18 protein-coding genes are annotated in these 21,904 nt (G+C 44.8%); 11 read left to right on the top strand and 7 right to left on the bottom strand.

Going from position 1 to position 21,904, the window contains the following annotated elements; genetic code table 11:
* Positions 1 to 50 precede the first annotated feature (50 nt).
* Complete coding sequence (locus SAPGRDRAFT_RS19485; RefSeq protein ID WP_002661213.1) at positions 51 to 1,757, top strand: NlpC/P60 family protein; 1,707 nt, start codon at positions 51 to 53, stop codon at positions 1,755 to 1,757.
* Positions 1,758 to 1,821: 64 nt separating this feature from the next.
* On the opposite strand, the gene SAPGRDRAFT_RS19480 is transcribed toward SAPGRDRAFT_RS19485, so the two are convergent.
* On the bottom strand, positions 1,822 to 2,754 hold the full coding sequence (locus SAPGRDRAFT_RS19480; protein WP_002661211.1) for a LysR family transcriptional regulator: 933 nt from the start codon (positions 2,752 to 2,754) through the stop codon (positions 1,822 to 1,824).
* Between the two features lie 145 nt (positions 2,755 to 2,899).
* On the opposite strand from SAPGRDRAFT_RS19480, the gene SAPGRDRAFT_RS19475 reads away from it, so the two are divergent.
* Together SAPGRDRAFT_RS19475 and SAPGRDRAFT_RS19470 are read left to right on the top strand one after the other, a co-directional pair.
* Entirely contained in the window at positions 2,900 to 3,505 is a 606-nt protein-coding gene (locus SAPGRDRAFT_RS19475; RefSeq protein ID WP_002661210.1) for an NAD(P)H-dependent oxidoreductase, read from the top strand.
* Between the two features lie 605 nt (positions 3,506 to 4,110).
* Positions 4,111 to 4,770, top strand: coding sequence for a hypothetical protein (locus tag SAPGRDRAFT_RS19470; protein ID WP_002661208.1), 660 nt, complete (start codon positions 4,111 to 4,113; stop codon positions 4,768 to 4,770).
* Positions 4,771 to 4,796: 26 nt separating this feature from the next.
* Here SAPGRDRAFT_RS19470 and SAPGRDRAFT_RS19465 read toward each other — a convergent pair whose 3' ends face one another.
* The 6 genes from SAPGRDRAFT_RS19465 to SAPGRDRAFT_RS19435 form a co-directional block, all read right to left on the bottom strand.
* Positions 4,797 to 7,397 carry a protein kinase domain-containing protein gene (locus SAPGRDRAFT_RS19465; protein ID WP_002661206.1) on the bottom strand — a complete coding sequence of 867 codons (2,601 nt, stop codon included), beginning with the start codon at positions 7,395 to 7,397 and terminating at the stop codon, positions 4,797 to 4,799.
* A gap of 78 nt (positions 7,398 to 7,475) precedes the next feature.
* On the bottom strand, positions 7,476 to 8,093 hold the full coding sequence (locus SAPGRDRAFT_RS19460) for an FISUMP domain-containing protein (RefSeq protein ID WP_002661204.1): 618 nt from the start codon (positions 8,091 to 8,093) through the stop codon (positions 7,476 to 7,478).
* A gap of 305 nt (positions 8,094 to 8,398) precedes the next feature.
* The gene (locus SAPGRDRAFT_RS19450) at positions 8,399 to 8,974 is read right to left on the bottom strand and encodes a hypothetical protein (protein WP_002661203.1); all 576 of its coding nucleotides are present in this window, start codon (positions 8,972 to 8,974) and stop codon (positions 8,399 to 8,401) included.
* A gap of 286 nt (positions 8,975 to 9,260) precedes the next feature.
* Complete coding sequence (locus tag SAPGRDRAFT_RS19445) at positions 9,261 to 10,502, bottom strand: ABC transporter permease (protein WP_002661201.1); 1,242 nt, start codon at positions 10,500 to 10,502, stop codon at positions 9,261 to 9,263.
* Positions 10,503 to 10,568: 66 nt separating this feature from the next.
* The gene (locus SAPGRDRAFT_RS19440) at positions 10,569 to 11,180 is read right to left on the bottom strand and encodes a Tll0287-like domain-containing protein (protein WP_002661200.1); all 612 of its coding nucleotides are present in this window, start codon (positions 11,178 to 11,180) and stop codon (positions 10,569 to 10,571) included.
* Between the two features lie 57 nt (positions 11,181 to 11,237).
* Complete coding sequence (locus SAPGRDRAFT_RS19435) at positions 11,238 to 11,705, bottom strand: hypothetical protein (RefSeq protein ID WP_002661199.1); 468 nt, start codon at positions 11,703 to 11,705, stop codon at positions 11,238 to 11,240.
* 1,423 nt (positions 11,706 to 13,128) lie between these two features.
* Here SAPGRDRAFT_RS19435 and SAPGRDRAFT_RS23210 point away from each other — a divergent pair.
* The 8 genes from SAPGRDRAFT_RS23210 (at position 13,129) to SAPGRDRAFT_RS19400 (ending at position 21,487) form a co-directional block, all read left to right on the top strand.
* A complete protein-coding gene (locus SAPGRDRAFT_RS23210; RefSeq protein ID WP_002661197.1) occupies positions 13,129 to 13,266 on the top strand; it encodes a hypothetical protein in 138 nt (45 codons plus the stop codon).
* 4 nt (positions 13,267 to 13,270) lie between these two features.
* Positions 13,271 to 13,615, top strand: coding sequence for a YrhB domain-containing protein (locus tag SAPGRDRAFT_RS19430; protein WP_002661196.1), 345 nt, complete (start codon positions 13,271 to 13,273; stop codon positions 13,613 to 13,615).
* Positions 13,616 to 14,322: 707 nt separating this feature from the next.
* Positions 14,323 to 16,623, top strand: coding sequence for a DUF5682 family protein (locus tag SAPGRDRAFT_RS19425; RefSeq protein ID WP_002661193.1), 2,301 nt, complete (start codon positions 14,323 to 14,325; stop codon positions 16,621 to 16,623).
* Positions 16,624 to 16,893: 270 nt separating this feature from the next.
* Positions 16,894 to 18,222 carry a tetratricopeptide repeat protein gene (locus SAPGRDRAFT_RS23205; protein ID WP_002661192.1) on the top strand — a complete coding sequence of 443 codons (1,329 nt, stop codon included), beginning with the start codon at positions 16,894 to 16,896 and terminating at the stop codon, positions 18,220 to 18,222.
* 84 nt (positions 18,223 to 18,306) lie between these two features.
* Positions 18,307 to 19,170 (top strand): hypothetical protein, encoded by an 864-nt coding sequence (locus SAPGRDRAFT_RS19415; protein WP_002661191.1) that lies wholly within the window; start codon positions 18,307 to 18,309, stop codon positions 19,168 to 19,170.
* Positions 19,171 to 19,212: 42 nt separating this feature from the next.
* A complete protein-coding gene (locus SAPGRDRAFT_RS19410) occupies positions 19,213 to 20,079 on the top strand; it encodes a hypothetical protein (protein WP_002661190.1) in 867 nt (288 codons plus the stop codon).
* A gap of 8 nt (positions 20,080 to 20,087) precedes the next feature.
* Complete coding sequence (kdsB, locus tag SAPGRDRAFT_RS19405; protein WP_002661188.1) at positions 20,088 to 20,804, top strand: 3-deoxy-manno-octulosonate cytidylyltransferase; 717 nt, start codon at positions 20,088 to 20,090, stop codon at positions 20,802 to 20,804.
* Positions 20,801 to 21,487, top strand: a complete 687-nt coding sequence (locus tag SAPGRDRAFT_RS19400) for a lysoplasmalogenase (protein WP_002661187.1) — start codon at positions 20,801 to 20,803, stop codon at positions 21,485 to 21,487. The genes kdsB and SAPGRDRAFT_RS19400 overlap by 4 nt, the downstream gene beginning before the upstream one ends.
* The last annotated feature ends 417 nt before the right edge of the window (positions 21,488 to 21,904 follow it).

The following is a 21,904-nucleotide window of genomic DNA, read 5'->3' as shown; positions in this document are numbered from 1 at the left end:
TTTCTGTATTTTCTGGTCCCCAATATTATTTGCCAAAATACAACCCTCTTATGAATCAAGTTGAAAAGCTACAGGCGGTCCTAAAAGATTATGAAAGCAAGCTGAGCAGTTTGCAAAAGTTGTTTATGAGTGATGGAAAAATTGACGCTCAGGAGCAAGAAGTAATTTCGGAAATTGAGGCCTTGATGGGTCGAATTAACCAGCGTTTGGATAAAGCTTTGGCGGCTTCTTCGGCAGCCACAAGCAGCACAGAAGAAAGTAAAGAAGAGGCCAGCGAACTGGGCCGAGAACCACAATTTGAGGTGGATCCGAACAAGCGTTGGAGTTTTGATGACTTTATGAAAGAGCGCTCGGAGGTTGTGGTGGATAAAAGCAGCTTGACGCTGGCCGAAAAAGATTATTTTGAAGATTATGCGGCCTTGGCGCAAAAGTATATTGACGAAAAAATGGCCAAATATGGCAAGGGCCAAAAGAGTCCAATTAATGGCCAAGCCCTAGCCGATGCAGCCCTCAAAACTTACCTAAAATATGGCGACATCAAAAAAGTGGTGCCCGTAGAAATGATGTTGTCGCAATTGCAATTTGAAACCTTTTTTGGTAGTCGTGGCAAGCGAGAAGGCAGCGAAAAATCGCCTTTCAATGTGGGCGTTTACGATTCTGGAGATGCCAACTTTTTGGACCAATTGCCCGATATGAATGCCGGTATCGAAATGTACTTTGATTTGATGGCCGAAGATTATCTCTCGACCAAAGATGCCGATGAATTGGAGAAAAACTTTACCAATGAGAATGAGCAGCGCTATGCCTCGGATAAAAGTTATGAAACAAAGGTCCAACAGCAATCTGATCATATTGAAGGCTTTGCCAAAAAACAAGGGCTCGATATGCCCGATGAAGAAGGCCTAGAGGAAGAGGATGAGCCTTCTGGAAAAGAGGAAAATGAAGAAGCCCCCACGGCCAACAGCAGCATTTCGGCCTCGGTTGGCAAAGGCGGAGAAAACAAAAAAGCCGATGCCGTTTTGGTCCAAAAAACACTAAATGCCAAAAATAATGCAGGCCTAGCCGTAGATGGCGATATCGGGCCCCTTAGCATTAAGGCCATCAGAAACTACCAGCAAAAAACCTTTGGTTGGCAAGATGGCTTGATTGAAGTGGGCGGAAAAACCGCAGGCTCTCTTTTTGGTAATGCAAGTTCTAGCGAAAATTCCGCAGAAAATGATAATACAACAGTAACCGAAGATCAGCCAAGTGATGATGGCAAAACTCCTGAAAAAGAAGGGAAATATCAAAAGCCTGCCTGGATCAGCAAAGCAGAAGGCTATAAGGGCAAAGCCGAAACCGCAACAATGGTAAAAGATGACCCCTTTGTCAAAATGCTCTTCCAAGAATTGGGCACTTATGACGAATGGGCGCACAAACAAACCGTAAAAACAGCCAACTGGTGCGCGGCCTTTGTTTCGCATTGTCTCAAAAAATCGGGACAGCCCGCACTCAGTTACTATGATGGTGGCCGAGCCAAAAGTTATCTCAATTATGGGCAAAAAATTGACAAGCCCGCCTATGGGGCCATCGTCGTTTTTAGTCGCTCTGGCGGCGGACATGTCGGTTTTGTAGCCGGCCAAACCGAGAGCCATATTCTTACCCTTGGCGGAAACCAAGGCAATAAGGTTTGCATAAAAGCCTATGCAAAAAGTAAGGTGCAGGGTTATGTCGTGCCTTCTAGCTGGACCGTTCCCGAGGAAAATTATTTAGATTAAGCGTTCTTTTTAGCATGGGCGGAAAAATCGATCTGGTTTTTCCGCCTTTTTTATTTTTTCTATTCTACGGATGCAGCTCTTTTTTTATCTGTGGGGGCATTTTCTGTTTAAAAATAGCCTTGAGCAACTCCAACTCTTTCTCTTTTCGGCTATGTTTATCTCGAATAAAATAGAGTGGGTTAACAGAAGGTGTTTTTCCGCTCCAAATAAGCTGCAGCTCCTTATTTTCTAGCTCTTTTTGGATCAAAATATCTGGAATAATAGCTAGCCCTTCCTGTGTTTTTAGGCACTGAATAATCGTAGCTAGGCTGGGCAGCATAAAATTGGGTTGAAAAGGCAGCGGTTCATCAAAATTATCGGACCAAAATCGGCGGCTATGTTCCATTTCATTGATAAGGGCATACCATGGAAATTCTCTTAGCTGCTGCGTTAATCGCTTATAATCCTGGGCCTCAATGGCCTGTTGAAAAGGAGAAAGGTCTAAATTTGAAGAGCCAACAAGGTAAAGTTGTTCTTGAGAAAAATGCGCTGCTTCGAAGCGTCTTTTTAGACTATGATCTAGGGGCTGGGCTGTAATTAAGAGATCTAACAGGCCTTGTTCCAACTCTTTAAAAAGAGTAGAATTATCGGCAAAGCGGGCATGTACATCAAAAGAGAGCGTTGATAATTGAGGCGCCAAAACCAATGAAAAAATTTCGGAGCAAAGGCCAATACGAATTCGCTCTCGTTTTTGCAAAGCGCTTTGTTGAAAAAGTTCTTCAACCTGCTCCAGACGTTCTAGGGCGAGCAGAACGTAGGCATATAGTTGCTTAGCCTCTTCTGTGGGCTTCATTTGTCGGCCTGCTCGAATAAACAGTTTATAGCCTAGATGCTGTTCTAAAGCCCTTAATTGCATGCTAAGACCAGGTTGAGAGCTATACAATTTTGGAGCAGCCCGGCTAATATTCCCCTCTTCATAAATTGCTTTAAAGCTACGGAGCCATTCTAAATTGAGCATAATCCGATTGGTTGAGCCTGCTAGTATAAAAATACTAATAGCTAATTTAAAAATTATTGATTGCTGCTAGCAAAGATAGCGCTTAATTTTGTGTTGCAATACAAAGAGGCTATCCTCTATTCTACTTTCTAAATACATCATTAGCATGAAAAAGCAACATATTTTTGTCATAAACGCCGGCTTCTCATTTGGTCATTCTCCCGGTCGATTTAACCAAAGTCTATTAGACCTTGACCTTGATTTTTTTGGGCCCAAAGAAGGCTATGAACTACAATACACTAAATTAAGCGAAGAATATGATGTAGAGACAGAAGTAGAAAAATTCCTTTGGGCCAACACGATCATTTATCATATGCCAATTTGGTGGTTTCATATGCCTTTTCGTTTCAAGGAATATATTGATCGGGTTTTCACAAAGGGGCATGGACGGATTTATACCAGCGATGGTCGTTCTTCTAAAAACCCCAAAGTAAATTACGGAACTGGGGGCTTACTGCATGGCCGCAACTACCTTATTACTAGCAGTTGGAATGCCCCTAAAGAAGCTTTTGAATGGGAAGGCGAGTTTTTTCAACAAAAATCTGTTGATGAAGGTGTGCTCTTCCCTTTTCATAGAATGAATGCCTTTGTAGGACTTGAGTTTAAAGCGAGCTTGCATTTTCACGATATAGAAAAAAACGCCAGGGCCGAAGAAGAATTTGCGAAGTATAAAGCCTTTTTGAAGCAACACTTTTCTAAAAAAGGCAATTGAGCTATATCCAAATAAAACCCCTAAGCCAGTCTAATTATTTAGATTAAACTTTCTTTTCCACCTTTTTTGTTTTTCTATGTTTTGGGGCCTGCGGCCGGCTAGCCTTTGGCTAGGTCGGCCGCCGCTATGCTGCGCCGCTCGCAGGTCTGCTCGGCCCTTCGTTTTTTTCGCTTTGCTCAAAAAACTTGGTCTGGCCTGCGGCCACGGCTGCGCAGCGCTGGGCCGCACAACTTTAGTTTTCCTCAGCGCTTTTTTCTTCGGCCCTTAAATTCCCCTTTCAATTAGTGGCTTTCAATTAGCGGGTCGCCCAAATACAAGGAGCAAAATTCCGCTGGCTTTTCCTTAAAGCAGAACAAAACTGCATGGAAAAGCAACTGCCCTGGAGGAAATACACTAAATTACTTGAACCAATTATAAAAGGACTATAAAAACTAAATTGAACAACTGTTTAGGTAAAATACGCATAGAGAAAGTACTGACTAAAGGGGAATAACTACCTAAATTTCAGCTCTGCGATTAAAACCACTAAAAATCAGTGACTTGAGGCCTACCTTTGTATCATTAGAATAAGATAGCTTATTCCAAAACAAGCAAAGCCCCTCCTTATGAATTTCCCCCAAATTGTTCTTTTTGCTCTACTGCTCTTGGCCCCAACTTTTATCTTCGCTCAACAGGATATGGACCAAGATGGCATTGCCGATGAACTTGATTTTGATGCCGACAATGATGGCATCCCCAATTATATAGAACAAGCTTACCCCTTAGCCGATCAAGATGGCGATGGATTAGCAAATTACCTAGACCTCGATAGTGACAATGACGGAATTCCCGATCTAGTAGAAGCAGGCATGCTCGATCAAAATGGCAATGGCCAAGTTGATGATTTTATTGATGAAGACCTAGATGGCTGGCATGATGATGCCCAATTAAATTTGGCCCAACTAGATTTGGACCAAGATGGATTGCCCGCTTTTTTAGACCTAGACTTTAATGGCGATGGCCAAGCAGATCTTTGGCTTTGGAATGATATGGAATTGGACCGAGACGAAAATGGCCAAGTCGATAATTTTAGAGATTTGGACCAAGATGGTCTTGATGATCGCTTTGATGGCGATTTGCTCAATCTCCAAATGCTAGGAGAGCTAATGAATACTCCCCAAAAATATATTTCTCTGCAAAATAGACTTCTACAGCAAGCAACTACTAGCATAAATAGCTGTAAAGAAGCCGATGAATATGGCCGCTGCCATGACAATGATATGTAAAGACCAACCACCAACTATAAGTATTCCTAAACGGCCCCCTTTCTGGGGGCTTTTTTATGCCCATACTCCTGATAATAAGCCGCCAAACGCTCCTCTAACACTTTCTGCCGATCTTTTTGCTCAAAATTCATCCGCTCTTCAAATGAAAATGGAGAAAAAAGAGCCTCTTGCTGAGCCGACAACTGCCATATATTTTGCTGATGCTGTATGCTTAGGGCCAAAAAGGCTTTTTTCCAATTCGCTAGGGCTTCGCCCGCTCTATTCTTTCGGGCTTTTTTATAGAGTTGCTTTTCTACCTTTTTTAATTCCTTTCTCCAGCTTTTATATTTAAGGAGGGTAACTGCCCTCGCTTCTTGCCGAAAAAATTCTTCATCGGCTTGTTCTAGTTGGGTCTTTTTCTTTTTATACTTTTTTTGCCATTGTTTGCGCTCTTTGGCCAAATCCTTTTTGGTCCGATCAATATTTAGGCGATTTTGCTGATCCAAAAAGGCTTTTTGCGCTGCCATAACTTCTTGCCACCAATCATATAGTTCTTTCATTAAGCTGGGTTTTTGCTCTACCCAAGCGGCCAAAGAACGTTTTTCTCCCCCCACAAACTGAAGCTCCGCCGAAACTGGATCTACTTGGGCCAAAGATAACATACTGTCAATATTCATATAAATGAGCAAAGTTTGATTTAAAGCCGGAGAAATGCTGGGCAACCTTTTTTTATAATTCCGATCAAAATCTGCCAAACGATTTAATCTTTGCTTCCCCTCTTGCTCTTCTTGCTGCCAACTGCTATCTAGAGAACGCTTCTGACTTTCCCAAAGGGCTATATTTTCTTGGTGGTTTTCCTCTAAGAGGGCCAATCTAGCCGCTTTTTTATCTATAGAAAAAGAAGTTTGTTCTATTTTTTCCAATTCTTCAGCCTCCAATGCCGCCAAATGCTGCCTAGCTGCGGCCATACTTTTCTGCCCCTTCAAAGGATAGGGCAATTGCTTCCAGAGCTGATTTAAAAAAGCATCCTTCTTTTGCCAAATATTGTAGGGGATAGGCAAACTTTTTTGTTCATAGAATGCCTTTAAGGCGGTTTCTTCTTCTTGGGGATCAATTTGTTTTTCTGCCGCTGATAAGATTTTGCGCTCTTTTTCTAGTTGCGCCAAAGCCTGACGATAGGCATGAACTAGTTCTTTTTTCTTTTCTTCCAAATCCCAATAGGCCAATTCTTTTTTGGCCAAAGGAGGCTGTGCACTTTCTTCATTCCAGGCCTTTATTTCGGCCCAAATGCCCCCAATAGCTACTCTTTTTCGCTCTTGCAACAAAAGCTTTTTTCGCTTAAAATAGCCTAGAACAGCCAAAATAATGGAAATAGGGAAGAGCAAAAAGCTTTTCTGAAATCCATAGGCCCATTTGAAATTTAGGGCCAAAATAGCTGCGATTAGAACAACAATTGGCAGGGCCCACAAAATTTCTTTCCGCAAATGGGGCGAAATAATTACAGAGGAAGGTAGTTCCTGAGGCAGTTCTAAGGCTTGTCGCTCCCAATGGGCCAAAATTGGCGCTTCTAGGGCCGCTATGCTTTTGTCTTCCTCTCCAAAGTTAGTCGCTAATTCTTCTACCGTTAATAGTTCTCCTTTTTTTCGCCAAACAATAGGGTAGAAGTCTAAAAAACGCCCCAATAAATTAGGATCTCCCAATTCGGTCCACAAAATAGAACACCAGGCTCTGGCTGAAGGCCGAAGCTGCGGCGAAGAATGTCCAAGAATAAAGGCCTGTTTAAATGCTTCTTGCACAGCTGCAGATTCTTCTTTAAACAGCTGATGCGGAGGCGGAATAACCGAAAAAGGAATTTCTGACTGATGCGGAAAGAGCCTGGCCTCAATTTTTTGATGCAAACTTGTCAATTTGGCATATTCTCCTCCAGCCGTAGCCGCAAAGGGATGAATCCCAAACAATAATTTGTAAATAATCACGGCCAAGGCAAAGTTATCCCAACTACTATCAAAAACAGCGGGGCGGCCATCTCGATAATATTCTGGGGCGCTATACTCTGGCGTAGTTACGGTCGCCTTTTCCAGCCCTTCAGCATGCTCCAATTGCATAGCATCCAAATCTACAAAAGCAAGTTGGTTATCTGCCGTAAGCAAGATGTTTTCTGGCTTCAAATCCACTAGAACGTAGCGGTCTTCCGCCTGCAAACGGGCCAATCCCAAAGCCAATTCAAAGGCGAGGCGAAGCCGCAAAACTTGGCCATTTTCTGCCGATAAATTATATTTTTGAAAATAACTTCCTAGGCGAGAGGGCAATTTGGGCAAACAAAAAAGCTCTAATTTATGTCCCTGCACAAAAGGCATCATAAAGCCCAGCAGTTGTTTGTGTTGGTCCACAACGATCTCTTCGGGCCAAACAAAAATAGGCAATTGTTCTTTTCCTAGGCCTTGGGGCGGATAATGGGCTAGGGCCCGCAATTTGCTTCTTTTTTCGGCCTGCAATTTATGCGGATAATACAATTTAACCAGTCGGTCTTGCAAACTTCGGGGGCTCCGCACCTTATATAAGGCTCCTTCTCCACCTCTGGCAAAAGGCTTCTGGGCCAAGATGATTCGCTTTTTTGTTTTTTCTAAGTAGTAGCTTGGTCTAGACATAGGAATAAAATGAAGGGGGAGGAGACTATTGTTTTCTATTTTGGGGCTCGCTAGGCCGCGGGCCCCAAAACAACAGCCTTAATCTTGCACACAGCGACAAGGCAAAAGCAATTCATCAAAAGGCTTTTGGGTAATTGTTACTTTTTGCTCCTTAAAATTGAATAGAACAAATTTATGATTCTTTTTCATCATCGGATGAGCGGTATCGCTCCAAAAAGCAGTTTGTTTTCCTTGGCCCATAAATAAACCGCCATCTTTGGGGCTGCCCCAGCCAATAGGCAAAACGGGAAAACCAAAACCATTTCCTTCCTTAATTTTAAGAAATACCGAAGAAGGAGAGCCTTTTAGTTTGGGCTTTTGTCCAGTGACTACCTCATGGTAATAGCCGCCTGCTCTTTTGAGCAAAAACTCCCATTCTGTTACAGAAGGTAAATGCCAGCCTTCTGGACAAGCATTGCGGGCGCCAGACAAGCTATAGAGCAAGCCTTCAGATTTTTTACTTTCGTTTTTTCCATAAGGCTGCGCTTCTGCATGCTCAAAACGAAGGTTTTCGGCCATCCAAAGATTGCCGCCCACTTTTACTGTTTTATAGCTTTGGCCATCTCTTGTATCGGTAAAACTACCAGCATTATTGGCTGTTTTGCAAGAGGATAAGAGGCCCAAAGCCAAAAAGCAAAATAAAAAATGCTTTAACATAATCTACTATTTTGTTGCGCTTCAAAGCGCTATGATTAAATGCGTTTTGTCTATTTCGGTCCTACAGGCGGCAAAGCCGCCGCAGGCTGAGGGATAGTAGGGGGGGGCCAAAGGCCAGACCGAGCTTTTTGAGCAAAGCGAAAAAAGCGATGGGCCGAGCGAGTAGCGAGCCCCCGCATAGCCCGACCCGCCCGCAGGGCGGGGCAGCCCCAAAATAAGAATCATGGCGTTGTTAAAATAAAAAAAATGCCCCTTTGCAGAAACAAAGAGACATTTTAAACTTCTTTAGTTAAGCGTCTTTCTGACTAAAAGTCTTTAGACTTATACTTGTCAGGAAGATTACCTTTCTTGTCTAGCCAAGCAGGAAGAGCATAGTTGTAGCCTTTTCCTTGTCCTTCACGAAGGGGGAATTTAGAGATTTTCTTCTCTTGGTTGCTCAAGCGGTGTAGGGCTCTAGAGATCAAGCGACGTACTTCGCCAGCATCGGGGAAGCCCATTTCGTCTTCTACATTGGCTTTGATGCCTAGTTCATAAATTTCGCGGCTGCTCAATGTTTTGCTTCCTTCTTCCAACTTATCTAGGATAAACTGGGGCCAAGGGCTATTGCGAGTATATGGGCGTTTGCGAGGCTGTTCGGCTGTAGCCTGAGTAATCATGCGCTCGCCGTTATACATATAACCTACAGGAATAAAAGCGCTGTTTACGGGCTGCACCTGAGGTGTGGCATTTACTTCTGAAGAGCTGTCGCCATTCAAAACAGCATGTAATTTACCAATAGCTGTTTGTACCTGCTGTAGTTGGAAAAACAATTGACGTTGTTGTGCATCGTACTGCATGAGCAGTTGCTTAGCATCTTCTTCTTTCAAATTAGAGAAATCCATAAAATTTAATTTTAAAGTTAAGTTAGTTCGATTTTTGTTTCAGGTGAATTTACTGACAAAATAGAAGTAAGTTGTGACAGTTGATTCGCCTGCTAGCACGAATATATAACTTATTTCTTTTTTAAAAAAGGAATAACATAAACTTATTAAAATAAATCTTCCATTCTCTTAATGCTTTCTAAACTTTGCCGCATTTGTTTTGCATAAAAAGCTATCTCCTAGAAGTGGTTTAAGCGTAACAGTCTATTCTTACAAGATGGTTCTTTCGGGGCAATCTAGAATAGCGTTACTCATAGCGCAAAGATTCAATAGGATCTAGGCTAGCGGCTTTCATGGCGGGGTAAATTCCCGATATCAGGCCTACTAAAAAACAGAGGGCAAAGGCTAGGGCCATCCAAGCCCAGGGGATCAGAAACTGTCCGCCCATGGCCAAAGTGACGACATTTCCCACCATGATGCCGAGAAAAATGCCTAAAACTCCTCCAATCTGACAAATAACGAGGGCTTCTATGAGGAACTGTTGTAGAATGCTGTTTTTGGTGGCCCCCAGAGATTTGGCAATGCCAATTTCCCTTGTTCGTTCGGTCACCGAAACCAACATAATGTTCATCAGGCCAATAGCGGCGCCCAATAGGGTCACCAAACCAATGAAGATGGCTGCAATTTGAATACTGGCCGTATTTTCATCCAAAACATCAAGCAGGCCATCGCTTTTTTCTAGCTCAAAGTTATTGGGTTGATCTAGGGCAATCTGCCGAACGGCCCGCATGATCCCTTCGGCCTCGCCCATGGCTAGCTCCATTTGTTGGGCCTCTTGTACGGCCACCGATAAATTGTAGGAATTGGTTTGCGAGCCCAAATATTTGCGCAAACTCATTAAAGGCATCAAGACAATGCGGTCTCCCGAAAAACTCATACTCGAGCCTTTTTCTTGCAAAATCCCCACCACGGTATAACTAATATTGCGCAAGCTAATCTGCTGGCCCAAAATCCGCTCTTGGCTTTGTTTGGGAAAAAGCTGATCGGCAATGCCCTTGCCCAAAATGACCAGATTTCGGCCAAATTCTACCTCGGTTTTCGTAAAGTTTCGTCCTCTAGCTATCTCATAGCCCGCCACCGATAAATAATTTTCATCAATGCCATAAACGGTGGTGTTGGGGTTGGTTTCTTCTGGCCCTCGCTTAATGAGGCCTAGGGTGGTCCCTAAAGCAGAAACCGAGACCTTGGCCGGAAAATTATATTGTTGCTTAAAGGAAATGGCCTGCTGATAACTAATGGACTCGCCCCTTTTTTGGCGGCGGCCACGCCGCCCGCCCTGAACCCCCGTTCCCGAAGGGATAATATTAAAGGTGTTGGCGCCCATATTGGCAAAATTGTCGGCCATAGAGGCCTTGATGCTGTCTATAGACGTCAAAATGCCCACCAATGCCATGATTCCAATGGCAATGATGAGCAAAGTGAGAAATGTTCTTATAAAATTAGATTGTATAGCCGAGAAAGCCATACTGATAGATTCTTGAATGCGCATAAGCGGGGATGTTTTTCCCAAATTAAGCGCTTTCAAAAGCTTTTCCAAGCTGTTTCGACAAAAAGACTATTCCTGCAGATTTTTGGTCCATTGAATCCGCCAAGCCCCCCGAAAATCACCCAGTTTATAGTTCTGGGCCTTATCGTCTGGATAAAGTTCGGCTAGTTTTTGTACATCTGCATCCGCTATGTCTTGGCCCGGCTTCCCATGGCATTTCAAACAAGCTGCATTGGGAATGCTGATGGGCTGATAGTAGATATAATGAGTCTCGCTTTCAAAAATTTGGCTATTGAGGTCTTTACCCTCTTTTTGGGCCTGCTCATAAGCCGCCAAAAGCTGCTCCTCAAACTCATTTTCTGGGGCATCTTTAGGGTTGCGATAACGAGCCGATCGCCTAGCGATTTCTACGCCCATTTCTTCACCCAATTTGGCTTTTAAGCCCAAAGCCTCCAAATTACAATAGCTCAAGGCCCCCGCTACGCCCTTTTCGGCCATGGCGCCTTTTACGGCTTTTAGCAAAGTTTGCTGCGCCTTGAGGGCGGCCTCGCTGCCCTTGTTTTTTAGGGTTTGGGCCTGTTCTCCCGAATAAACGTTTAGTTCGCTGCCACTTGGCCTAGAACAATAGGCAAAAAGTAATGAGCCGCCCAAAAGCAAACTCGCAATTTTTAGTGTTTTCATCTGTTTTTGCCCAAATATAAACGGAAGAACCGCCCCCCTAAGTGATATTCCTTACAATTATGCTTTTAATTCCAAGATAAAACGTACCTCTGGGTCAAAGGCATAAAATGTTTCTTTAATGTCAATTTGAAGCAATACCTCAAATTTTAAATTCGCTTTCAAGGCCTCTTCTACACTGTTGATATTCCATTTTTTGAGCGCCTCGACCAAGTCAAACTCAAAGCTAAGGGGGTAGTGCAATTGCTCCCCTTTTTCTACAGATAAAGGAAAATGCAAGCTCTCAGGAGCCGTTTTGCTGGCCATTTTATCCACCAAAATTAACTCTTCTATACAAGCGTCAAAACCAGAACGCTGAACCCGCAAGGTCTGCCGAATATCGGTAATGTCCAAATTATGCCCCACTTGCAAAACATAAGGGAAATCAAATTGAGTGCTGTTGTATGGCAGCTCCAAATTGGGCCGCTCATGCTCTACTTTTAGTCCGGTAAAACCTACAAAGTCCTTAATTTTAGATAGAAAGCTCATCGTTTTTTAGATTTATTGGGTTAGCTATAAGCAGATTTTTTTCTGCCAGTTGTTTCTATTTCAAAGTTAGGTTTTTCCCCTCTTTTTCTAGGTGACCCGACTTACATAGGCTTTTTTATCCCTATTTTTTGAATTTTAGTGTTGGCTCTGCTCCGTATGACAAAGGTGTAAGTCTACCATTTTAAGTATAGCTTAGTGTTGGTTGCTTTGCTCCGTTTGGGGTAGCTAATTGTGCCTAGTTGGAGCAGGCCTAGAATTAGCAGCACTAGCATATTTATCCGCTGACTATGCCCTGAAAAATGAGCAGTTAGTTTTCTTTTTCTGTATCTTTCCTCCAGAGCAATTTATGAGTTGGAAATTATTGATTTCATACCCACAATTTACAACTTTTTTATGGCTCCTTTTTTTTGTCCTGTACTAAAATATTTCATTTAAAATTAGTGGTAGTTAGCTGCTTATCCATACTAGCCGCCCCATCTATATTGATTTGCAGTAGGGGCCTCCCGCCTTCGGCGGGCGCTACGTTTCGGGGCTCGCTGCTCGCTCGGCCCTGCGCGGGCTGCGCCCGCTTGGTCTGGCCTTTGGCCACCCCTGCACATCGCTAGGCCGTTTGGCCTTCGGCCATGGCGGCGAAGCCGCCTGCTATTCATCGCCTAGGGACAAGCCCCTAGGCTAATCCAATGGAGTCAGCCCTAAAGGGCCTCAAATTATGATTTACGGCTTTGCTCTGTTGTGATTGCAGAGAAGGGCCATATCCAAAGGCCCTCGCAGAGGGCTGTCTAAAAAAGCTAGCCTAGGGGCTTGTCCCTAGGCAGCAAAAGAGGCGCACACAAAATTTTAATATTAGTCCCTCAACTTTTTCTTGGGAGTTTTGAAAAAGGAGAGATAAAGAAAACCTCTTTTAGCGGCTGGGTAGTTTTGGGCCGAAGCTTAATGGAAAGCTAGAAGTAGAAAAAGCGAACAAGGACTTTAGTCCGCTAGTTCGCTCAGGTAACAACCCTGGGCTTCAGCCCAGGGTGCTAAGCATAGCAATTGTTTTTACCCTGATTTTTTGTATGGACTTGTTTTGCGCCCATGGGCTGAAGCCCATGCTTGCGGGTCTATGCAAACTGGCGGGCTAAAGCCCTTGTTTGCTATAAATGATATGGGCCATTTTGAGCGCTTAGTGATGAGGTTTTTGCTTGCCAAAGGCGGAAACCAAACATTAAAAAGAAACTCTCCTTGGGCGGTATAAAATCTGTTGGTTAGTGCGTAATTCCGTAAGGTTTTTTCTACATTTGTCATGGGACAGCTCGAGGTTTTATTGTTCGTCGAAAAAACTTAAATCTACGGGGCTTGTCCCTTTTTTTATGCCTAATTCGTAAGGTTTTTTGTAATTAGCTGATTTTAAGGAGTTTATTTATGCAACAAGGCCGTTTTTAACATGATGAAAGAGAAAGGGAACATAATCATTAAAGACGGACAAAGTAAAACTATTGTAACAGATCCGTACAAACAAAGTGGATTTATTAGGGGGTTAAAGGCTGATGCTTGGCAAGTTTGGGATACTACAGAAAAATAATAATATGGATACTAAAGAATATGAAGAAGCTAAAGAAATAGTATTACAGGAAATTCGCAGGCGAGAATCTACTTTAGGAGAACTTGCTATTGTAGATGAACTTTCTGTTATCTTAAATTGGGGAGTTATTTTTGTATGGAATAGCTCTAAATTTTTAGAAACTAAAGATCCTAAGGACGCCTGTTATGGGAATGTCCCTATTTTAGTTGACTTGAAAACGAAAGATAAAATATATCTACATTTTGCTGATGCAGAGGATTTTTTAGTGGGAACGCTTGTTAGGAATTATGCAGCAAAGCATGGTTACCCAATCCCAGTGAATTTAGATTCATTATTGGATAAACTATAGTCGATGGAGCACCTGTTAGGTATTTGTTGGCCTTGTTGCATAAATCATAATTTACTGACTATTAGTAACTTTTAGCTTGACAGCATTAAACTCATTTAAAATTTGAATACGCATCAGCACTTCTTGTTTCTGCATTTTAAAGCTGAGCGAAGAGAGCCGTTCAGAGAAAAAGTGCTTGAGTCGCATCATTGTGATAACTATCCATCAACTTGCGATTTTTATGCTTTTTTAAGCGAGTATTTTTAGGTGGAAAATGGGGGGACCACTCTAGCCTTATAAATCGCTTCGCTCCTTCTAGACACAAGAAATTAGTCTTGCTAGTTATGGGCCGATGGTTTCAACTATCGGCTCATTTTTATTGCGCTTAGTATGGCCGCTTTTGTTGCTGTGGGTTTTAACCCAAGGTATATATATCCATCCTACAGGCGGCGAAGCCGCCGCAAAGGAGCGAAGCGACTTGGCCTAGGGGCCTGCAAGGGGGCCGCGCAGCGGCAGACCCAGCCAGCTTGCTGGCGCAGGGCCGAGCAAACCTGCGAGCCCTGTAAGGGCCCGGCCGCCGCAGGCGGCAGGCCCCAAAAAAAAGAAAAATACATCTTGCTCTGCTTTAAAAGTTAGGGCTCAAAACGACAAGAAAGGCATTTTGAAATGAGTTCTATCCAAAGTTCCTTATCTTTCAGCGGCTCAATATCTGCTCAAAAAAAGAATTTATGGATTTACAATTGTTAGGCATTCGACATCATGGACCAGGTTCGGCTAGGGCGCTAGCTGCCTTTTTAGAAAGCTATCAGCCGGAGCTTATTTTACTGGAGGGGGTAGAAGATGCCGATGCCTTACTGTCTTATTTGGACCGAGAGGATATGCAGCCTCCGTTGGCCCAACTCATTTATAATCCAAAGGATTTGCAACAAGCTGTTTATTATCCCTTTGCTGCTTTTTCTCCAGAATGGCAGGCCATGCGTTATGCTCAGGCGCAAAATATTCCGCTTTGGCATTTCGATTTGCCGCAATCTATTCGCTTTGGCCTACAGACAACAGAGGCTTCGGCTTTGGAGCAGGCAGCCGAGCAGCTAGAAGTGCCAGTCCTAGAGCATCAGTCGATCAATCAGGATGAAATCAGAAAAGACCCCTTGGGTTATATGGCCAAATTGGCGGGTTATGAAGATAGTGAGCGCTGGTGGGAGGTCCATTTTGAACAGTATGATGGGGAACCTGCGGCCCTTTTTGCCCAAATTTTGAGCTTGATGCAGGAATTGCGAAAGGATATGCCGCATCAACCCACTGCAAATGGAATCATAGAAGCTTTGCGAGAGGCTTATATGCGCAAAACCTTGCGTCAGGCCAAGCGCCGACAGTTTAAAAAGGTGGTGGTGGTTTGTGGGGCCTGGCATACGCCCGCGCTAGATTTATCGGCTTTTTCAGAAAAGGCGGATAATGCTTTGCTTCGGGGCTTGCCCAAGGTGAAAACGGCGGCAAGTTGGATCCCTTGGTCCTATGAGCGTTTGTCTAGAGAGGCGGGTTATGGGGCCGGTATTGTTTCGCCAGCTTGGTACCGTTTATTATTTGAGAATAGGGAAGAAGCGGTATTGCGTTGGATGAGTCGAGCGGCGCAATTATTTAGAGCGGAAGGCTTGTCGGCTAGTCCGGCCCAGGTCATTGATGCGATTCGTTTGGCTCAGGCCACGGCCCATTTACGGGGGCAGATGTTGCCAGGCATTCAGGAATTATTTGAGGCGGCCCAAACCTTATTTACGCAAGGAGAAACCGAAGCCTTGGCCCTTTTGCGCAAGCGACTGATTGTGGGGGAAGCCTTTGGGGAAGTCTCTGCGGATATTCCCAGTTTGCCATTGCAAGAAGATATAGAAGGGCAGATTAAAAGCTTGAAGCTCAAAAAATACCGTCAATCATCGGAGGCGCTTTGGCTAAAGGCCACAAAGTCTAGGCCCAGAGGCGGTTTAGATTTGCGGAATGAATTTGACCGAGAACAGAGTCGTTTTTTGCATCGTCTTTGTCTAATTGGTTTGCCTTGGGGCCAAGAAGAGGCCCAAACGGGCCGCGAAAAGAGTAGCCGCAACGAATATTGGCAATTGAAATGGCAGGCAGATTTTGCCCTACATATTATAGAGGCCAACACCTACGGAAATACCTTATTATTAGCTGCGGAGCAAATGAGTTTGGCCAAGGCCAAAGACATGCAGCGCTTAGAAGATTTGAGTAATTTACTCGAACTGGTGCTTAAGGCGCATTTGCCCGAATTGATGCAGCAACTTTTGGCTGAATTTCAGCATCGGGCGGCTTTGACCAAAGATGTATTGATGCTAATGGATGCCCTGCCGCCCTTAGTGCAGGTGTTGCGTTATGGAGATGTTCGGCAAACGGACCTTTCTACTTTGGGGCAATTGGTGGAGCAATTATTGGCCAGGGTGGTGGTGGCCTTGCCTAGGGCGGCTACGGCCCTAGATGAAGAAGCTTCTGCGGCCTTTTTTAAGGCCATTATCAAATTGCATCAGGCGGTGGTTTTGCTCAATGAGGAAGAGCAACTGGCCCTTTGGCAGTCGGCCCTATTGCAGTTGGGAGAGCAAAAAGGCTTGAGAGCTAATTTGCAGGGCTTGGCCTTGCGTTTGCTATTTGATCAAAAGGTCTTGCCCTTAGAGCAGCTAACGGCCAAAATGAGTTTGGCCCTTTCTTTGGGTCAGGAGCGAGCAGCTGCGGCCGCTTGGATAGAAGGCTTTTTGTATGGGAGTGGGTTGCTGCTGATTCATAATCAGTCTCTTTGGTTGATTTTGGACCAGTGGCTAAGTGCTTTGCCCAGTAGGCAGTTTCAGGAATTACTCCCCTTATTAAGGCGTAGTTTTAGCCAGTTTAGTCGCTCGGAGCGGCAAAAAATGTTACAACTGGCCAAGCATCCACCAAAAGCAGAGGAGAGCGCATCCAAAGAAAGTAGGCTAGAAGCCTGGCCCGAAGAACTGGAAAAGGCACTTTTACCTTTTTTACAAAATATTTTAGCGTAAATTTGCCCCGCCTCGGCAGCCTTGACAAGAGGGCCGAAGGCCCGACGGCCACAACAAGCCCTTTAGGGTGCAGTTCGACGACCGAAGGGAGTAACCGATGTGGAGGGGGCGGCGCAGCCGCAGACCAAGGCGCTTTGCGCCGAAGGGCCGAGCGAGCAGCGAGCCCCGAAACGTAGCGCCCGCAGCTTGCTGCGGGAGGCCCCAAAAAAAGAACAAACTTAACCGACAACAGCACAAAAAATGTGCATCAAAAACAAATGAATTTTTATTATGAAAATGAAGCAATATCTGGCCATAGCGGCTTTTGTGGGAATGGGAGTAGCCGTACAGGCGCAAAACAATTTGCGAACTTCGGCTTTTATGGACCTTATGGATTATAGCGGAGCGCCTGCCAAAAAGGGCGTTTTAGAGCGAGCCAAAACAAATATCGATCAGGTTGTTTTACATGAAAAAACCAAAGATGACGTAAAAAGCTGGAAGTATAAGGGGCAGATTTATCACCGAATTGCGGCGGATGCAGAACTAGGACCCAAGTACCCCAAGGCAGCTATTGAATCCTATGACGCTTTTGAAAAAGCATTGAGCATGGCCGAGGCCGAAGTGGAGGCCAAAGGCAAGCCCAAAAGTAAAATTAAGGGCAAAGGCGATTTTAAAACCGGCTTTAAGAATGCGGGTGTAGTGCTTTATAATACAGCTACAGCCGCCTTTAATGGCCAAGATTGGACGGCAGCCTACGAAAACTTTCGTAGAGTAGCCGCTATTCCCCAAAGAACGGCTGCCTTTGACCCCAAAGGCAAAATTAACCTGACCTTTGAATCCGCTGGCAATACCGTAGATATGGTTAGCAATGCTCGCTTTTTGGGCGGCCTAGCTGCAGTAAGCGACAAAAAAAGCAAAGAAGCCGAAGCCTTGCTTTTGCCAGTCCTAGAAAAAGGAAGCTTGTCAGAAGCCAATGAGCAAACAGCTTATTCTAAACTTGCTCTAGGCTACTTTAATGAAGGAAATACCGCTGCAGCCAAAGCCATCTTGAAAAAAGGCCGTGATAAATATGCGACCAACTTTGACCTACTCATTGCAGAAATCAATATCGCTTTGGCTGAAGGTCGCCTAGCAGAATTGGAGTCAGAACTTAAGCAAGCCGTAGAAGCCGATAAAGAAAATGTAGAACTGCATTTCGTTTTGGGCAATATGTATGATGAGCTTTTCCGTAAGGCCCTAGAAAAAGCCGAAACAGACAAAGCCGCTTATGCAGAGGCGAAAAGCTATTTTGAGAAAGCCGTAAAATGGTACGAAAAAACAAAAGCACTTAAAGCCGACCACTTTAACTCGCTATATAGTTTGGGCGCCATTTATGTCAATCACTCGAACTACTTTGTGGTTCAGATGCAGGCTCTAGGCCTTAAGGAAAAAGAAAAGGGCGAGGCTTTGCAAAAAGAATATATGAGCTATTTGGATGAAGGTTTGGCCCGCTTGCTAGATGCCGAAAAAGTAAATTCAGATGATTTAGGCCTCATCCGAGCCCTCAAAGAAGTATACACCCGCAAAAATGATGATGCGAACTGGAAAAAATACAATGATAAAGAGAAGTCATTGCGTTAATTCATCGCTTTCAAAAAAAAACAGCTCTGTACAGAGCTGTTTTTTTTTGCGCAATTTTTGCAATCGGCAACAAAAACAAAACAGATGAAATCAGTAATTAGTCTTTTCATGCTTCTCGGCTTTTTGGGCCAGCCCCTATGGGCCCAAGAAACCAGCCCCCTAAAACAGTTGGAAACCGAGTATATCGGCAAAGATAATTGGCGCTCTTGGTGGTTGCGAAATAGCGCCAACGAAAAAGTGAAAATTTATATGCCCTATTCAGGCAAAAATGCCTGGGAAGATTGGCGAATAGAAGGAGAAACCGTAGATGCACAAGCTAACCCAACTGGCATTGGGAGCAAAAAATGGCAAGAATGGGAATGGCAGGGAAAAGAGCGAATTGTCATGCGCAGTTTGTTTCAACATGGAGATAAGGCCTGGCAGGAATGGGAAATTTATAGCGAAGCCGCCCCCGATGAAGTCTATCTGCTCCGGACCAAATATAGCAGTAGCGAAAAAGCCTGGGAAGAATGGGAACTGGTTCCAGATTTTGGAGAAAGTACAGGCCGCCTAGCGTTTAATACCCGCTATATTGGCGGCGATAAAAACTGGGAAAGCTGGGATTTGCGAGATGAGCTGCCCGAAGCCTCAAGCGAAATTAAAATGGCCAGCAGCTTTCTGATGTTGTTTTCGACCATTATGCCTTATTGCCACCCCAAAGCGCGCTGTGCCTTTAATGGCCTGCCCCTAAAAGGCAAAGTGAAGTTTGTAGAGCATGGCGAAGATATTAAGATCAAGTATGTCGACTATGATGCAGATATTAAGGTCCAATTTGTAGAATGGGGCGCAGATGATTGTGGCCAATGGCAAAAGGTAGATTATGGCGAAGACCTGAAGGTCCGGATTGTAGACTGGAATGAAGACCTGAAGGTCGAAAAAGTAGATTATTCTCCTGGGATGCAAGATTAGGGGAATCGCAGAACTTTCTTATCTTTCCCCAAAGAAAAAAGCATGAAAAAACAATTACTTCTTTGGGGAAGCCTTCCCTTTTTTTTGCTGGCTTGTGAGTCAGCCCCAAAAATAGAAAAGACAGAAACAATTGCGCCTTTGCCCAAGGCCCAAACCCCTAGCGGCCCCAGCTTGGGCCAGCATTTGAGCGAACAAGCCGAACAGTTGCCGCAGATGCACAGAGGAAAAACACTAGCCGATGCCCAAGGCTTTAGCGATTTGGCCGACCACCTTTTTCATACCCTGCCCAAAACGATGTTTATGGGTCGGGCCAAGGAAGATGTAGATTATGGCAAAAAAGGAGGCTACCGCACCGCCCTTTTGCACCTCAGCTCTCTAATTGGACAAAAAGATTGGCAAAAGATTAAGCCCGCCAACTTTTTTCTGGGCGGCTGCCAAACCGATGAACTACTCGACTTGGAGAATAAAACCAGCTTTGGTTACCATAACCCCGCCTTGCTAGAACAACTGTATAAGGGGCTCGACCAAGAGCTGAAAACAGCAGATTGGGCCAAAAACCGAACTATGCCCGCCCCTTTTGATCGCCTGCTTTTGCAAACTTGGGCCTACGGACAATTATTGCCCTGGAAAAATAAAGCCCAAATGACTAGCCTCAAAAGCCAATATCAGGCCCTGATGCAAAAGGACATTTCCTACGAGAAAATTATGGCCAATAAGGCTTATGAGCAGTTTTTTAAGCAAACCTTAGAGCAGCGCAAGAAAATTAGCCAAGAATATCCCCAAGCTTTTGATTACCGCGCTAATGATTATGAGGCCGAAATCCTTACCTTTTGGCTGCGCCGAAGTATAGACGGCAGCGCCCCCCAATGGCAAAAAATTATTAACCGCTTGCAAGCACATTATAATTGATTTTTCCAATGAAAATTTTAGCTGTAATTCCAGCCCGCTACGCCTCTTCCCGTTTTCCAGGAAAGCCTTTGGCCGATATTGACGGACAGCCCATGGTTTGGCGGGTTTATCAGCAGGCCCAAAAAGTAAATTGGACCAAATTAGTGGTCGCTACCGATGACGAACGCATCTTTAATGCGGTGAGCTCCCGAGGAGGCCAAGCCATAATGACCCGCCCCGAGCACCCTTCAGGCAGCGATAGAGTAGGAGAGGTGCTGGCCAAATTGCAAGCGCAGGGAGAAGATTTTGATTTTGTGGTGAATATTCAAGGCGATGAACCCTTTATTCAACCCGAACAATTGGAAGAACTCAAAGGAGCGCTGCGCCCAGGCGGCATTAGCAGCCTGATGAAAAAAATTGAGCAAAAAACAATGCTCGAGGCGCCTCAGGTAGTTAAAGTGGTGGTCAATGCCCAACAACAGGCCCTTTATTTTAGCCGTTTTCCCATTCCCTTTTTTAGAGGAGAGGAGAACCCCTTGGCCAAACACAATTACTACAAACATATTGGCCTCTATGGCTATGATGCCCAATTATTACCCAACTTATTGGCACTCTCTCCCTCGGCCTTAGAACAGGCGGAGTCCTTAGAGCAGCTGCGCTGGCTAGAGGCGGGCTACCCCATTTATATGGCCGAAACACAGTACGAAAGCCATGGCATTGATTATCCCGAAGACCTCAAGCAATGAAAAAACCAATTTGGCTTTTAGATATTTTGTATGCCCTGGCTAGCTTGGGCTGTTTGCTGGGCCGCTTGTCCGATGCCCCCCTAGATCAACAGCTAGATTATAGCTGTAAGCCCTTGCTCATGCCCATTTTGGCCCTCCGTTTTTATTGGAGCCTGCCCCAAAATGCCCGAAAAAATGACCTCCTTTTTGTGCTGGCTTTGCTTTTCGCCTGGGGCGGAGATGTCGCCCTCATGCTAGGCGACACCTATTTTATTTTGGGCCTCGGCAGCTTTTTATTGATGCAGTTGCTCTACAGTTATTTGTTTTTTCAGCGGCGCTCTTGGTCCTCCTTTTTGGGCCGCCGACCCATTTTTGCACCCCTAGTTTTGTCGCTGGCCTTTGGCTTTTATTTTTTGGCCCTGCCCAAATTATTAGCAGATCCCATCTTGCCTTTTGCCGTGGCGATCTATGCCTTGGCCCTAGGCAGTATGAGCGTTTTGGCCCTGATGGTCTATAAAAAACAGGCCGCAAAAATCCTAGGCGCACTGGGCTTGGGGGCCTTCCTCTTCCTCATTTCCGACCTCATGATTGGCCTCAACGCCTTTGTCTATCCCAACTTTTTCTTAGCAGGCTTTGGCATCATGTCTACCTACACCCTCGGCCAATGGCTGATCGTTTGGGCCTACCCAAAATTAAATAGTTAGTGCTGTTTTTGGGGCCTCCGCAGCAAAGCTGCGGCGCTACGCTTTGGGGCTCGCAGGTCTGCTCGGCCCTGCGCAGGCTTCGCCTGCTTGGTCTGGCCTGACGGCCACCCCGCCGCATCGCTAGGCCAGTCGCTTCGCTCCTCTGCTGCCGCATCGGTTACTCCCTTTGGTCGTCGAGCTGCGGACTAAAGTCCTTGCTGTGGCCAGTCGCTTCGCTCCTGCTAAAGGCAATTAGCTATAGGCCGATGGTTAAGGCCATTGGTCCAAAAGGATCAAAACTTTGGTTTTGGTCCTTTTTTTAGGCCCAATTGTTAATTAAGAGCCCTAACGGGGCTTATTATTTAATAGCCATGAGCTAGCTTTTTAGTTGCTTTTTAGGTCTAGCAGGCGGCGGAGCCGCCGCAGGCTGAGGGATGG

The sequence above is a fragment of the Saprospira grandis DSM 2844 genome (assembly GCF_000275825.1).
GTDB classification, from domain to species: Bacteria; Bacteroidota; Bacteroidia; order Chitinophagales; family Saprospiraceae; genus Saprospira; species Saprospira grandis_A.
The sequence above is the reverse complement of the archived record's forward strand: the minus strand, read 5'-3'. Positions and strand labels throughout refer to the sequence as shown.